Raw genomic sequence first — 15,271 nt, 5'->3', positions numbered from 1 at the left:
CGTGTGCGTGACGTATGTGCGTTCTCTGCGGGCGACGGTCTGCGTAGCGCTTGAGAGGGGATAGTGCGTGACGCGAAAGGTGTCGCCTCTGGGGAGGACACCGTTCCTGCGCTGTTCACGATGCCGACGTGCATGACGACCGCCGCGCGCTCAGCTCAGGAAGATCTCGATGACCGGCACGAGCACGTCCGGGCGCTGAACAGGCAGCTCCAGCGTGAGTGTTCCGGCCGGCTGCCCACCGGGTACCGTGTTGAACGCCTCGGCTTCCGGCGGTCGGATGACCATGCGCACTTCGGACGCATCGTGCAGGAACTGCGCATAGGTCGCCTGGTCCGCCAGGTCGGGCAGATGCAGTGCACCGAACGGCCAGGCGAACAGATGCACATACAAGCGCCGACCGCGCTGGGTGTAACGCACATCGGTCGGCGCCGCCCAGGACGCCGGCCCCGCGCCGTAGACGGCGCGCGAGTGCACACCGACCCAGGACCCGACCGTGTCGATGACGCGCCCCGATTCCGGGTCCACCCGGCCCCGCCCGTCCGGGCCGACGTTCAGCAACATGTTCCCGTTCATCGCGACGGTGTCTATGAGCATGCGCGCAACGAGTTCCGGAGACTTCATGTCATGGTTGTCCCGGTCGTAGCCCCATGATCCGTTCATCGTCTGACAGGCTTCCCAGGTGACGAGCTGTCCATCCTTCTCCATGGGCGAAGTCGGCTGATACTGCTCCGGGGTCGTGACATCGCCCGGGATACCGAGGCGATCGTTCACGACGATGCCCGGCTGCAGCCCGCGAACCATCGTGAGGAGCTGCTCGGACTGCCACTCCGCGGCGCCCTTTCCACCCCACACCGGCGGTATGGCGCCTTCCGCGTAGGAGTAGTCGAAGAAGAGGTAGTCGATCGTGCCGTACGAGGTGAGCAGCTCCCGCACCTGGGCGTGGAGGTAGTCCGCATAGAGACGGATGCGACGCTCCTCGTTGATCGCGCGGACCTTCTCCGCCGGTTCGTCACGCAGCGGATGGATCCCGTCGATCGGGAACTGCTCGTGATGCCAGTCGATCAGCGAGTAGTACAGCCCCACGCGCAAGCCGGCGGCACGTGCGGCATCGACGAACTCCCGCACCAGATCGCGCCCGCACGGCGCGTTCACCGAGGTGTAGTCGGTCACCTTCGAATCCCAGAGGCAGAATCCCTCGTGATGCTTCGTCGTGAGCACGACGTATCGCATACCACCGCGCACCGCCAGATCCACCAGCTCGGCCGCGTCGAACAGATCGGGATCGAAGTGCTCGAAGTAACGCCGGTAGTCGCTGGCGCTGATCTTCTCCCGTGTCATGACCCATTCGTGCCGCGCAGCGATCGAGTACAGCCCGAAGTGCACGAACATCCCGAAGCGGTCATGGACGAACCAGCCCGTGTCCGCGTTCGGCGCCGCCGTGTCGACGGTACTCATTTTCCGGCGCCCACCGTCATGCCGGCGACGATGCGGCGACCGAGCCAGGTGTACACGATGAGCAGCGGCAGCACCATGAGCGTCATACCTGCGAAGATCGATCCCCAGTCGGCTCCGTTGAACGCCGCGGAGTTCATGATCTGAATGAGCGCGATGGGCAGCGTCCGGGTCGACTTGTCCGTGAGCAGCACGAGCGAGAACAGCGTCTCGTTCCACGAGCCGATTGCCGCGAGAGTCATCGCCGTCGTCAGCCCCGGTCGCGCCAGAGGGAGCATGATCGTCACGAACGTGCGGATCCCGGATGCACCGTCGAGCGCGGCAGCCTCTTCGATCTCGCCGGGGAGGGACGCGAAGAAGCCCGTCAGCAGGAACACGGTGAACGGGAGGTTGAGGCCGATCAGCACGATCGTGAGGCCGAGCTGGCTATCGATGAGGGGGATGCCGGTGTTCTGCTGGACCTGCGCGAGCCCGATATAGATCGGGATCAGCAGGACCTGACCCGGCACGCCCAGACCGAGGGCGAACGCCGCCGTTATCTTCGGAGCGATCCATCGCGTCGAGCGGCTCAGGGCATACGCGGCGGGTGCCGCGATCGCGACCGCGAAGAAGGCTGAGATGAGAGTGACGGACGCGGAGTTCAGGAACGCGACGCCGAAGTCGCCGATCGTCCAGGCGTTGGCGTAGTTCTCCAGATGGGGAGGGACGGGGAGACCCAAGGGCTGGCGCAGATAGTCCACCGTGCTGCGCAGCGACGAGATCACCATCCACGCGATGAGGAAGATGTTGAACGCGACGACGAGCCAGACCATCGCGCGTCCGATCCAACCGGCAACGCCCGTCTTGCTCCCTGACGAACGCAACGTCCGTCTCCGGCGGGAACCCGCTGTCGTCAGGGCACGGGTGACAGAGGTCATAGTTCGATCGCCTCCCGGCGCAGAAGTCGGCGCAAGCCGAGGGTGAGCACGGCGACCAGTGCGAGGCTGACGAGCGCGGCAGCCGCGGCGAGCCCGAAAGCACGTCCTGCGTTGGCCTGGAACGCGCTCAGGTACACGTAGATCGCAGTCGTCCAGTTCTGGCTGTTCGGCGACGACGCACGCGTTCCACCGAAGACGAGGATCAGCTCGAACACCTTCACCGAGCTCATCGTCCACAGGATGGCGCAGACGGACACGACGTCCCAGGAGAGCGGAAGGGTGACCGTGAAGAACTGACGGATGGGGCCGGCGCCGTCCAGCGATGCCGCCTCGTAGTAGTAGGGCGGGATCTGGTCGACGCCCGACATGATGATGCTCGTGAAGTAGCCCGTGGAGGACCAGATGAGGATCGCCATGATCAGGGTGAACTGGTTGTCGGGCGCCAGCCATTTGGGCGCGTCGGCGATGCCCACCCAGTGCAGCGCGGTGTTGACGAGACCGTTCGGGTTGAACAGCATTCCGGCGAAGATGGCGAAGATCAGCGCGTTGATCAGGTTCGGGAAGAACAGCACCGAACGCACGAAGTGCTTGCCCGTCATCTGGCGCAGCACGAGTGTGAGCGCGAAGGCGAGGACGAAGGTGATGACTCCGACGATCACGAGGATCTTGAACGTGTTCACGATCGACGTCGTGAAAGTGGGGTCGAGCCAGAGCTGCTGATAGTTCGCCGTGCCGACGAAGCGCATGGGGCCGAAGCCGGACCACTTGTTCAGGCTCAGCCATGCCACGAACACGATCGGGGCGAAGTAGAAGATGACCATGCCGGCGAGTGCGGGGAGCACGAACGGCCAGAACACGCGGCGACGCACGCGCTCCATGGGCGAGTGGGTCGGGAACCGCTTGCCGCGGGCGGGCGAACCACCCGCGGCAAGCGTGGTGGATGACGTCGTCAACCCTGTGCCTTCCAGTACTGGACGTGCGCGGCCTTGCCGTCGGCGACGAACTGGTCCGCCGTGGTCTTGCCGAGCCAGAGGTCGCCGAACGCGGGGTCGAAGACCTTGCTGAAGTAGTTGCCGCCCTCGCCGTCGAACGTCACGCGCGGTGCCGCCTTGGAAAGGACTTCCTGGACGCTGGCGAGCTCGGCCGGCGCCTGGCCGTCCTTCAGCGCGGTCAGGTTGGAGGCTTCTGTCGCGATCTTGCCCTCGTACTTCTCCGACGAGAAGTACGCGATGAACGCCTTGGCCGCATCCGCGTTCTTGGCCGCGGTCGGAACGGCGAAGCCGAAGGGCAGCACGGAGACGCCGTCCGCCGAGGAACCGCCCGTGGAGGGGAAGTTCGCACCGGCGTACTTCCAGTCCGCGCCGATGGTCTTCGCCGTCTCGGCCGTGACCCAGCTACCCGTCAGGTAGAACACGCCCTGGCCCTGCGCCCAGGCGGTCTCGCCGGCCGGATACTGGCTGGCGTCGTAGCCCGAGACCATGTAGCCGTCGGTGATCAGCTGGTGCACCTGCTCCGCGGTCTTCTTCACCGCGGCGGAGTCCCACTCAGCGCCGGTCTTGTCTTCAGCGAGCTTCTTCATGGCTCCGTCGCCCGCGTTGCGGTTCAGAAGATAGTCGAACCAGTACTCCGCAGCCCAGATGGCGTCGCTGTCGCTGACGATGCAGCCGACGCCGGCAGCCTTCGCCGCGGCGCAGTCCTTGAGCAGATCGTCATACGACGCGGGCGCTTCCTTCACGTACGGGCTGTTCGCGTTGTAGAACAACGAGACCGTCGAGACGGTGTACGGGATGAGGTACTTGTTACTGGAGCCGCCGTACGCCGGGATCTTCTCGACATAGGACTTGTTCACGACGTCGGCAACCTTCTTGCCGTCGGCGTTCGTCTTGCCCCAGACATCGCTGAGGTCGGCAAGAGCGTCCTGGCTGTTCAGGGCGGTACCGAGCTTGTCGTATCCCTGGTCCACCAGGTCCGGGGTCTTGCCTGCGGCGAGTCCGGCGGTCACCTGGTCGAGCACGTTGCGCCCCTGCCACTGCACCGTGACCTTGGCGCCGGTCTCCTTCTCGTACGCCTTGATCGCTGCGTCGATGACCTTGGCCTGCGGTTCCTTCTCGCTCCACATGGACCAGTAGGTGAAGCTTCCACCCTTGGCGTCGGATCCGCCTCCAGCGCCTGAGCAGCCGGCAAGCGCGAGCGCTCCGACGGCGACGAGTGCGACGGCGACGCCGCGAACTCCCTTGAGATTCATGTTGTTCCTCACTGCGTTGAATAGGGACTTGCATGGTGTGAATCGCACCGCATCGCGCGGACCTCCCGCAGAGAGGCGCGGCCACTGCTGGCGGTGGCCTGCCCGGTCCGACCCGGACGTCCCAAACGGACGTCGGAGCACGGCCAGGTCCGGGGGACGATGTCGCGCGGATTCTGGATCTGTTCTCGAGGATCTTGGTTCTGTATCGAAGGTTCGGGTTCCGTGTCGATGTTCACTCAGCGCCTGATGCTGGACGGGGCCACCTTGCCCCCGCTGCCTCACGCTCTCCTCACCGCTCGACATTCGGGCCGGCGCGATTGAGTTGGGAATAATAAAGCAGACTTTCGAACTAACCGCAACCGTGGAATATCAGGCCTAATGGGGGCACCGATGGAACTTCACGCGGATACGTCTATTTTGAAAACTAAATGCTGAGCGACGCGCTGCGACCACACGAGGACTGCCGCTCAGGCACGAGAAGCGCTAGAAACCGCGTCAAAGACGACGCCTCTTGGGCGTGCGTAACCGTCCAACAGACCTCGCACGGCCCCCGGCGGAGGACAGTCGACGCGCAACGAAGGTCAGTGCCCATGTCGGGCGGCGAGAGCGCCGAAACATCCCGTTCTCCAGAACGTGATCCAATCGTCACCCGCCCACAGCGCGAGGCCCTTCGACGGGACGACCGAGGCGCGGGTTCAGGCGATCCCTGGGGCACGCTCCGAGCCCACGAAACCCCGGACACCAAAGCCCGGTCGCTCCCGGTGCGGCGTGCGCTGGGAACCGCAGACCGGCTCCCTCAACCCGTGACGCGCTGTGAAAGCGCCCCCTGGACGCGCTCGATGAACACGCTCGCCCGGCCGGCCAGGGCGACGATGTCGCCGGACGGCTCCGAACGGATGCCTGCACGGTCGGTGCTATCGACCCAGTCCTGGTCACGGTGCCACCAGTCCGCATCCGTGATCTCACGGGCCCTCGGCCGGTCCGGATGATTCCACGTGAAGAACTCCCGCCAGCGCGGCAGGTAAAGAGTACCCATCAGACCCTGCCAATCGCGTCCGGCGTAGTTGCTCAGCGCACCGGTGGTCGCGGGAACCAGCGGACCCCAGGTACTGAGGATCAATCGTTGACTGCGCTCGAGGCGATCTCGTTCCTCGGGGTCGCTGCCTGCGGCGCGGGCCTCGTCAAGAAATCGCCCGAGGAGCCAGAGCGGCTCCGTGCCGGCGATGGCATCGAGCAGTTCCATGCCTTGGATCCACATCCGGGTGAGTTCGTCATACCTCACGCCGTCGCACGCCCCGTACGCGTCGGCAATAGCAGGCAGCAGTTGGCGCGCAGTGTTCGTCACCGTCTGCCGAGCCACGTCGGCGAGGTCGAACCGGAACGCGCGATGGCGACCGAGGTCGCCGGCGGCATCGCTCATCAAAGGCAGCGCCTCGGCGAATGCGCTCAGGTCGTACGTCGCAGTGCGCGGTGAGAACAATGATGACGTCGACGCACTGAACGACGGCCAGGCGGCGAACAGCGAGTCATGCGGTTCCGAGAAATCGTTGTCGTCCGGGAGGGAGTACGCCGTTGCAACGATCCGCTGCCAGGCAGAGACCGCTGCCGGAACCGCCCGGCCGTATCGCGCGATCGTCCACTGCCGCACCCAATCGTCCACATCCACGCGACCGTCCCGCCACGCCAGCGAGGCGAAGAAGTCCATCGCCAGCGGGTTGTTCAGTCCCCCCTCCGGGAGCGCGGCGATCCCACGCAGTCGTGATGAAGGAACCTTCAGCCATTCCTCGACCCGGTCGTTCCATGTCGCAAGCTGGGCACCGAGGGCTGTGTCGCCGCCGAAGTTCCAGATCGCACCGAACGCGTAGTCGACTCCGCGGAAGTCCTCCTCGCGATCGAGCGCAAGATGACGATCGGAGACACCGTCGACGACCAGCACCCTGCGCGGGTCCAGCGCGTCAAGAAGCTCCCTCCGCGGGTTGTCCTGCCAGGCCAGGAGCACCCACGTCGCACCAGGACGAGCCCGCTGCATGGCCCTTTCAATGCCGCGGCCGGCCTCGGCAATGTCGATCGTCGTCGTCCCGCCTTCGTGCAGCGGGTCGATCTTGAACATATCGACGGGGCCGAGGAGCCTGTCGACAGCACCGTAGAAGACGGACGCGGCTTCCGCGAAGAGCGTGGAGCGAGGATCGAGCCAGGCAGGCCGGTCGAACCCCTGCCAGTCGTTGCCCGGCACGTCCACGAAGGCACCGTCAGGGGTGCCGAAGTCGCGGGGAACGACGCCGCCGAATCCGGGCACGACGGGCTCCACGCCCAGCTCACGCAGGCGGGCGATGATCCGCCGACCGAGTTGGACGCGTTTCGCGAGCAGTTCCTCCGACATCCCGCCGGGATAGGACGACATGTTCTGCAGCAGCCACCACGGCTGATGCGATGGCAACGGGATCCAGTCGAGCGCCTCGTCACGCGAATACCCGAACCTCGTGAGCAGATCCACATATGCGCCTTCGATGCCTACAGGAACGAAGATCTCGTTGAACCCCCTCGCCACGAGACCATCGATCAGCCGCTCCCAGTCCTCGAAGGTCCGGTATGCGCCGACGTACGAGTCCTCGGTGTCGTTGCCGTAGAACCGATGCTGCAAGCGCGCCCTTGCGACGATCGGCGACTCAGGGGCGATCGGACCGATCCCGGAGACCGCGGACAGAATCTCGTCGAAAGGCTCGCCCGTCTTGGCCAGAACCGATCGCAAACCCATCAGCGCCGTCGCAGGCGAAGAGGCGGTGATGTGCGGAAGCCCCTCCGTCGCAGAAACGACGAACCCGTCTTCCGACATCGGGGCGATGTCGACCAGGACATTGTCCGCCGCCTTGCCCAGGACGCGGTCGAACGCATCTCGGGCAACCTGCTGTGCACTCGCGGTGACACCCGCCGTGGGGGCGGGGAGTCGCTGCGCTGCGCGCTGGTCGTGATTCATCAGAGCCCTTCACATGAATGGATTGCCCCGAGCACGCCATCGATGGCGCGCTCGAGTCCGGGGATGGCGTCGCCTGCCCCACGACCCAGGGCGGTGGGACAGGCAGACTTCCGTGCTTTGCCGCCGCACGGCGCTCGAGCGCCCCGGGGAAGCCTGAAAACGCCGCCCGAGGCCTGCGTCGGCGCACGCGTGCTTTCGGCTGCTACTTGTTGGCGCCGAGGGTTGCGCCTTCGATGATCCGGCGTCCCAGCCAGAGGAACACCGCGACGATGGGGCCGACGAGCAATACGACTCCGGCGAACAGCGCACCCCAGTTCGAGGTGTACTGAAGGCCGTAGTACATGTTCAGCAACGCGGCGGGCAGGGTTCGCTGGGCGCCGTCGGGAACGAGGAACAAGACGAGCAGTGTTTCGTTCCAGGCACCGAGGCCCGTGATGATGGCGATGGTCGTGACAGGTCCGCGAGCCACGGGAAGCATGATCTTGCGGAAGATGAGCCAAGGTCCGGCACCGTCGAGCTGCGCCGCCTCCTCAAGAGAACTGGGGAGCGAGCGGAAGTAGGCGGTGAGGACGAAGACCGTCCATGGAATAGCGGTCGCCGAGTAGAAGACCACCAGGCCGATACGGGGATCCCACGCCCCGGTCACCCAGTCGGTCATGAACTGACCGACGCTCGTGTTGACGACGAAGTAAGGGATCAGCACCGTCTGCATGGGCAGAGCGATGCCCATGGCGAAGTACGCCGTCAGAGTCGACGCCGTGCGATCCATGCGACGGGCAAGTCCATAGGCGGCGGGGAGGGAGAATCCCATGACGAGCACCAGGCTGGAGAAGACGAAGATCAGCGTGACGAGCGTCGCCTGCCCGAAACCCGCCGTGTCCCATGCGGTGACGTAGTTCTCCCACTCGATGTGCGTGGGCAGTGCAAACGGGCCGAGCAGGATGTCACGGGTGGACTTCAGACTCGTCATCAGGACCCAGGCGAGCAAGCCCAGATTGAACGCGACCCAGAGCCAGATACCGGCCTTGATCGCAGAGGGCACGATGTGATCGCCGAAGAGTCGACTGACCTTCCGCCCCCAAGACTCTGGGGGTCGGTGCCAGGGAGTATGTGCGATATGTGAAGTCACAGCTCGAGAGCCTCTCTTCTCGTCAGGCGCCGGGTGAGGCCCACGAGAACAAGGGATAGGAGGAACATGAGCACGCCGATCGCAGAGACGACGCCCAGATGTGGAAGACCGGACGGATCGTTGAACGCCATGTATTGCTGAATGGCGACGGTCCGAGCCGAGAGGGGCACACCCGAATTCGCGCTGCCGGTGAACGCGAGGACGATCTCGAAGACCTTGAGGGAACCGATGACCCACAGGACCGCGCAGGTCGCGAACACGTCCCATGAAAGAGGAAGGGTGATCATCCGGAAGGCCTGCACCTTGGTGACGCCTTCAAGGGAGGCCGCCTCATACAGATCCTCCGGAATGCCATCGACGGCCGACATGAGAAGGATCACGTAGAAGCCGGCCGCGGACCACGCGAGACCCGCGATGATGCAACGGAAGACGAGATCCGGGCCCAGCCAGGACTGCGGCGGGAGGCCGATCCAGGAGAGCACCTGGTTCAGCGCTCCACGCGAATCCAGAGCGAAGCTCAATGCGGCGCCGATGGCGATCGGAGAGATGATGTTGGGCAGGTAGACCACGGAGCGTATGAAACCGCGGCCCTTCATCTGTCGCAGTACCGCCATGCAGCAGAACGCCACGAGGAAGATGAGAATGCCTCCGCTGACGGCGAGCACCAGAGTGTTGATGAAGGACTGCCGGAAGGCGTCGTCCGTCAGGATGAAGAGGTAATTGCCGAAGCCCCGGAATGTGGCCTTCGTTCCGATACCGCTCCAGTCGAACAGACTGATGGCTGCGCCGTAGATCGCCGGCACCACGAACAACAGCGTGTAGACGAGGACTGCGGGCCAGATGAAGGCCCGCAGTCCTCCCTTGCGAGAAGTCATACTCACCGAGTGCCGCTCGCGATGTACGCCGCGGTCTTCTCCTTGCCCTGAGCGACGAACTCCTCGGGCGTGATCTTGCCGAAGACGAGCTGGTCATCCAGCGCAAGCAGAACATCCTTGTACCACGTCGGCGCATTGGCCGCGGCATTGTCCATGTAGCCGGTGGTCGCGCTGCTGTCGAGCACGGCCTTCTGCATGGCGGCCAGGGCGCTGGGCGCCTTGACGTCGGAGCGGGCCGGGATGTTCAGCGCATCGGAACCGATCTTCTCGATGTACTTCTTCTGCACCAGGAACTTGATGAACTCCTTGGCGCCCTTGGCGTTCTTGCCCTTGGCGTTGACGGTCCAGCCGAGGACGTTGAGTTCCTCGACCGACTTCGAATCAGCGCCGTAGGTCGGGAACGGGAAGGTGCTGAGCTTGGCGCTGCTGGGGACGACCGACTTGACCTCGCCGGCGAGCCACGAGCCGTTCAGGTCGAAGACGTAGTCGCCCTGAGCCCACGCGTTCTGCGCGTTCGGATAGCGCGAGCCATCGTATCCGCTCTGGAAATACGGGCGGATGGATGCGACTTCCTGTGCGGCGGCGAGGACCGCGGGATCGCTCCACGCATCAGCCGACTTGCTCAGGTTCAAGATCGCTCCCGGACCGTGCGAGCGCAGCATCAGCCAGTAGAACCAGAGCACGTTGTAGGAGGCGTTGCCACCCTCCTGCGCGATCGGGACTTTCCCGGATTCCTTGAGCTTCGCGAACTCCGCCTTCAGATCGTCCCAGCTCGCGGGAGCCTTCGAGACCAGCTCCGGGTGAGCGTTCGCGTCGTACCACACGCCTCCGGAAAGGATGGTGTGCGGGATGAATGCCAGGCCGTCCTTGTCGGAAGCGGCATCGATCACGGACTTCGGGTAGTCCTCCTTGATCGTCGTGCTCTCACCCTCAGCCTTCGAGGACAGCACATCGGATAGGTCCGCGATCAGGCCCGCCGAGCGGTACGCCGGAGCGTTGTCGGGCGAGTCGTCGAACATGTCGGGCCCGGTACCCGAGTTTGAAGCATTGATGATCGCCGTCGAGCCGCCGTTGCCGAGCTGCTTGATGTCGACCTTGACACCGGTCTTGCTGGTGTAGTCCTTCGCCGCCTGGGCGAAGATCTTCGCCTGGGGGGTATCTGCCGGCCAGGCCGTCAGATACGTCACCGTACCGCCGGACTTCTCTCCGGCATCGCCTCCGCCGACCTTCTGGCCGCAGCCAGAAAGGGCGACGGTAGCGATGGCGATGGTGCCGATGGCCATGAATGATGCAGTGCGTCGCGACAACCTCATCGCGCGCTCCTTCCTATGAGGATATGAAGTGCTGGGTCATGCAGACCATCGGGGAGGCCTGCACTGGAAGTATTACATAAGGGGCTTACGTAATACAAGAGGAACTATTTATCCCAGTTCAAGGGATGAAAGCTCGGGGATCTTCCCATCGAGAACGGGATGTCCCGCAACGTGAAGGTCACCCCCGGGACGCCCCAGCGAAAGGACCTCGACCACGTTCGGTCCGAGCGCCCACAACGGCCCCGGCGCGTAGAGCGTCTGTTGCGGCCCCCGAGCGTCGAGGCGTCCCAACAGGAAACCATTGAGCCAGACGTAGGCTTTCTCCCATCCCGGGAGTGAGATGAAGGCGTCGGCTCTCTGCGCGCAGATCAGCTCGGCGCGATAGGTCCCGGGACCGCCCTGCGCGGAGGGCGCCGGGAGCTCAGGGAGCGAGGTCAGCGCCTGCACGTCGATGGCTCGCTGGGTCCAGCCGTGAACGAGGCGCGAAACGCCATGCGCATCGATACTCACCCCGCCCAGCAGCCCCTTCGCCTCGCCGATATGCCGCCCGAAGTTCACCCGCCCCTCGTTCTCGACAACGACCGAGACTTGCGAGATCGCGCCGTTCCCCACCAACGACAGACCCTCGTCGAGGGCATTCCGGTCTACGCGATGCCGCAGCACCCCGTCCACGAAAACCCAGGCGCGATCACGCGGCTCGTGTACTCGCAGCGTGCTGTCGCCGAGAGGTATTCGCACATCCGCCTCGTAGAGAGTCAAACCGGATGCTTGGTGCAACGCCTCCTGACTGAGCGGCAGATGAGAAGTGATCTCGCCGGATGACGCAGCCCTGAGCGCAGTGAGGAGCGCCGCTCCGGGGGCGAGCGGGGCGGTCTGCGCTCGCTGACGCTCGGGGAGCGGTGGCGGTTCGGGCAGGGACGCGCCTGTCGCGGAGCCGAACAGTCGCCGCAGCGCCCAGAACTTCTCGGTCAGTTCCCCCGCTTCGCCGATGGGCGCATCCGAGTCGTAGGAGGTAACGGTGGACAGGTAGATCCCCTGGTCGATGTTGGCCCCGGGCCACGTGCCGAAACTTGTGCCGCCGTGCGCCATGTAGACGTTGATGGAGCCACCGGAGGCAAGGAGAGGCTCGATCGCCGCAGCCAAGTCGTCGGCGGGTCGCGTGTGGTGCTCGCGACCCCAGTGATCGAACCATCCGCCCCAGAACTCGGCGCACAGGAACGGCTCACCGGGTCTGCGCCGCTCGAGGACGCGCATTGCCTCACTCGCAGCGCTCCCGAAGTTCGCGGTGGCGGCCACGTCAGGCAACGTCCCCGCGTCGAGCATGAGGTCCGTCGGTCCGTCCGAGGTGAACAGCGGCACGTCGATGCCGCGCGATCTCAGTCCGTCGCGCAGATGCTCCAGATACGCGCGATCCGTACCGAAGGATCCGTACTCGTTCTCGACCTGCACCGCGACGACCGGTCCCCCGTGCGACCTCTGCAGCGGCACCAGAAGGGGAATCAGAATGTCGAACCAGGCGTCGACGGGCTCGAGGAAGCGTGGGTCGCTGGTTCGCAGCGGGGTTGTTCCGTCGTACAACAGCCAGGTGGGCAGGCCTCCGTTGTCCCACTCGGCGCAGATGAACGGCCCCGGCCGAACGATGACCGAAAGCCCCTCGTTCTCGGCGAGACGGATGAATCGCGGCAGGTCCCGCCACTCGTCGAAATCGACCTGCCCCCGCTCGCGCTCGTGGAAGTTCCACGCGACGTAGGTCTCGACATGGGTCGCACCCATCGCCGCAAGGCGCTTCAGGCGATCGGTCCACAGGTCGGGATGTATGCGGAAGTAGTGGACAGCACCGGACAGCACCTGGCCGTCGTCGATCCACGTACGTGCGTCCGTCGTCACAGCGTCACCACCTCGCCGCGCTCGCGCGCGCGTTCGGCCGCCCACACCAGCTGGTGCGACTCGAGACTCTCACGTGCGGGCGAGAGGCCGCTGCCGTCGCGGGCCGCGACAGCATGCAGGAACGCCTCCACCAGACGACCATCGGCGCCGCCATGCCCATCCGCCGCGCTTGCGCCTCCTGCAGGCATCGTGTCCAGGATCCGCGTCCGTCCCGTTGCGAAGTCGAGGATCGTGAGGTTCTGGCCGTCGCCGTCGATGGATCCCTCCGTCCCGAAGATGCGGGTCTTGCGAAACTCGAGCTGCGTGAACGCGACCGCGGTGAAGGCGGCCGTCGATCCATCGTCGAACTCGAGATTCACGACCTGGTGATCGGCGACATCGTTCTGACCGTTGTAGACGCATGCGCCGTAGGGTCCTGTCTCCAGAGCGTTCCGCACGGTCTCGGCGGTGGGGTTCGGCGTGAGCACGCCGAGGGGCCACACGCGATACGAAGGATCCTCGAGGAAGCCCTCGTAGATCTGCGTCGCCGAGTAGGCGCAGGTCTTCTGAAGCGGGCAGTCGACACAACGGTTCGCCGCCTTGGCCGGCTTGTTCTCGGGCCTGAACCAATACAGCCCCCCGAAGGAGGAGACCCGTCGCACCGGACGCCCCACGATGTACGAGAGCCAGTCAAGGTCGTGAGACGACTTGGCCATGAGCATGGAACTCGATGTCTCCTCGCGACGCCAGTTGCCTCGGACGTACGAGTGGGCGAAATGCCACCATCCGATCGGCTCGAGGTGTTCCACTGACACGATCTTTCCGATGGCGCCGGCCCTCAACAGCTCTTTCAGGGCTCGCGTGTAGTCGCTGTAACGCATCACGTGCCCCACCGCCATGATCACGCCCGTCGCCTCGACAGCCTCGACGATCTGCGTCGCTTCGCCCTCCGTCGGTGCGATCGGCTTCTCGAGCAGGATGTCGAAACCTGCATGCGCGAACGCGACCGCAGGGGCCGTGTGGCCGCGGTCCTGTGTGGCGATGACGACCGCGTCGGCAGACCGAGGCGCGACCACCAGGTCCTCCCATGTGACGAACACGGCCTCGGGCGAAAGGGAGAACTCCGCGGCGAAGAGCTCCCGACGTACCGGATCAGGTTCGGCGACCGCGACGACGACGGCACCGACGTCCGCGGCGAGCCGTGCGTAATTGGTTCCGCGCGATCCTGCGCCGACCACAGCGAGACGGACTGGGGTGGACATGCGACTCCTCTTGCTGGCCTTCCATTCCTGGCGAACGCTCAAATTATATAGGGCCCTTGTATAATTTCGGAATGAGGACCTCTTCGCGAAAGCCGCCGCTCCCGCACGACATACTGAGATTCGTGCAGGAACTGGACGGAAGCGAAGTCTCCACGCTGAGACGCATCAATGAGCGAGCCGTGCTCCGGTTCCTGTTCGACAAGCCCGGTGAGCACTCCGTCGCCGAGATCGCCGCAGCATGTGCCCTCAGCCGCCCCACCGTGGAGGGAGCTCTCGCGCAGCTTGTTCAGGACGGATGGATCCTCGAAACGGCTGCACAACCGCTGGGCCAGCGCGCCGGTCGGCCAGCCAAGCGCTATTCCCTCGCTGACCGCGCCAACGTGCTGGTCGGCCTCGACCTGGGCCCCCACGGATTCGTGTGCGTCGTCACGACCCTGCGCGGGGAGCCGCTGGCGAGCGTGCGGTCTTCTGAGATCGACCTCACGGACGGTGAGACGGCCTTCGACGCGGTGCAGCAGGCGATGGCGAGCGCACTGGCCGATGCGGACGCCCAGGAACAGGATGTCGTCGCCCTAACCGTGGGCCTGCCGGCGATCGTCGGCGCAGACGGCGGGATCGCCCTGACGGTGGTCGTACCGCAATGGCAGACGTTCGACCTACCGGCTCGCATTCGGGGACGATACGGCTCGATGCGGGTGATCTTCGAGAACGACGCCAAACTCGCCACCGTCGGTGAACACGCCTGGGGCAGCGCCGCGGGCACGCAGAGCGCAGTGAACGTGCTGGTCGGGCACCGGGTGGCTGCAGGAATGATCATCGACGGTCGACTCGCGCGCGGTGTGCACGGCGGCGCCGGCGAGATCGGCGCCCTTCCTTCGACCCGCTGGGCGAGCGCGCACCGGAGGCTCGCGGACGCAACTGGATCCATGGACCAGACGCTCGACGCCATCGCGCATGACGACCCGCAAGCACTCCGACAACTGCAGAAGTTCGCGGACGACCTCGCCCGAGGAATCGCGGCACTCTGCCTCGCCCTCGATCCGGAGGTCGTCGTGATCGGCGGCGGCGTGGCGCAGCTCGGCGAGCGGCTGCTCGCCCCACTGCGCGCAGCCGTGGCAGCGCTCACGCTCTTCCCGATCGAACTGCGCATCTCACAGCTGGGACAGTCCGCGGTGGCACTCGGCGGCATCGCACTGTGCCGGGAATACGTGACCGCGACGGTCATGCAGATCGGCTGA

Annotated in this window: 11 protein-coding genes; 1 reads left to right on the top strand and 10 read right to left on the bottom strand. The window is 65.2% G+C overall.

Features of this window, described 5'->3' with window-relative positions; all coding sequences use genetic code 11:
* Window positions 1–150: 150 nt before the first annotated feature.
* The 10 genes from ACTJI8_RS08650 to ACTJI8_RS08605 all read right to left on the bottom strand — a co-directional run bounded on the left by ACTJI8_RS08650 (window position 151) and on the right by ACTJI8_RS08605 (window position 14,033).
* Window positions 151–1,455, bottom strand: coding sequence for an alpha-L-fucosidase (locus tag ACTJI8_RS08650; protein ID WP_440733015.1), 1,305 nt, complete (start codon window positions 1,453–1,455; stop codon window positions 151–153).
* On the bottom strand, window positions 1,452–2,264 hold the full coding sequence (locus ACTJI8_RS08645) for a carbohydrate ABC transporter permease (protein ID WP_440733014.1): 813 nt from the start codon (window positions 2,262–2,264) through the stop codon (window positions 1,452–1,454). The genes ACTJI8_RS08650 and ACTJI8_RS08645 overlap by 4 nt, the downstream gene beginning before the upstream one ends.
* A 101-nt stretch (window positions 2,265–2,365) precedes the next feature.
* Complete coding sequence (locus ACTJI8_RS08640; protein WP_440733013.1) at window positions 2,366–3,322, bottom strand: carbohydrate ABC transporter permease; 957 nt, start codon at window positions 3,320–3,322, stop codon at window positions 2,366–2,368.
* Complete coding sequence (locus ACTJI8_RS08635; protein ID WP_440733012.1) at window positions 3,319–4,614, bottom strand: ABC transporter substrate-binding protein; 1,296 nt, start codon at window positions 4,612–4,614, stop codon at window positions 3,319–3,321. The genes ACTJI8_RS08640 and ACTJI8_RS08635 overlap by 4 nt, the downstream gene beginning before the upstream one ends.
* A gap of 796 nt (window positions 4,615–5,410) precedes the next feature.
* Window positions 5,411–7,369 carry an alpha-N-acetylglucosaminidase TIM-barrel domain-containing protein gene (locus ACTJI8_RS08630; protein ID WP_440733209.1) on the bottom strand — a complete coding sequence of 653 codons (1,959 nt, stop codon included), beginning with the start codon at window positions 7,367–7,369 and terminating at the stop codon, window positions 5,411–5,413.
* Between the two features lie 421 nt (window positions 7,370–7,790).
* Entirely contained in the window at window positions 7,791–8,630 is an 840-nt protein-coding gene (locus ACTJI8_RS08625; RefSeq protein WP_440733011.1) for a carbohydrate ABC transporter permease, read from the bottom strand.
* Between the two features lie 83 nt (window positions 8,631–8,713).
* Window positions 8,714–9,592, bottom strand: coding sequence for a carbohydrate ABC transporter permease (locus ACTJI8_RS08620; RefSeq protein WP_440733010.1), 879 nt, complete (start codon window positions 9,590–9,592; stop codon window positions 8,714–8,716).
* A 2-nt stretch (window positions 9,593–9,594) separates the two neighbouring features.
* A complete protein-coding gene (locus ACTJI8_RS08615; protein WP_440733009.1) occupies window positions 9,595–10,905 on the bottom strand; it encodes an ABC transporter substrate-binding protein in 1,311 nt (436 codons plus the stop codon).
* A 108-nt stretch (window positions 10,906–11,013) separates the two neighbouring features.
* Complete coding sequence (locus tag ACTJI8_RS08610) at window positions 11,014–12,792, bottom strand: glycoside hydrolase family 35 protein (protein WP_440733008.1); 1,779 nt, start codon at window positions 12,790–12,792, stop codon at window positions 11,014–11,016.
* On the bottom strand, window positions 12,789–14,033 hold the full coding sequence (locus ACTJI8_RS08605) for a Gfo/Idh/MocA family protein (RefSeq protein WP_440733007.1): 1,245 nt from the start codon (window positions 14,031–14,033) through the stop codon (window positions 12,789–12,791). Before ACTJI8_RS08605 ends, ACTJI8_RS08610 begins: the two co-directional genes overlap by 4 nt.
* 71 nt (window positions 14,034–14,104) lie before the next feature.
* On the opposite strand from ACTJI8_RS08605, the gene ACTJI8_RS08600 reads away from it, so the two are divergent.
* Complete coding sequence (locus ACTJI8_RS08600) at window positions 14,105–15,271, top strand: ROK family protein (RefSeq protein WP_440733006.1); 1,167 nt, start codon at window positions 14,105–14,107, stop codon at window positions 15,269–15,271.

Source organism: Microbacterium sp. 22303, assembly GCF_052045265.1.
Classification (GTDB): Bacteria; Actinomycetota; Actinomycetes; order Actinomycetales; family Microbacteriaceae; genus Microbacterium.
Note: the sequence above shows the minus strand (reverse complement) of the source record. Positions and strands in the feature narration are given on the sequence as shown.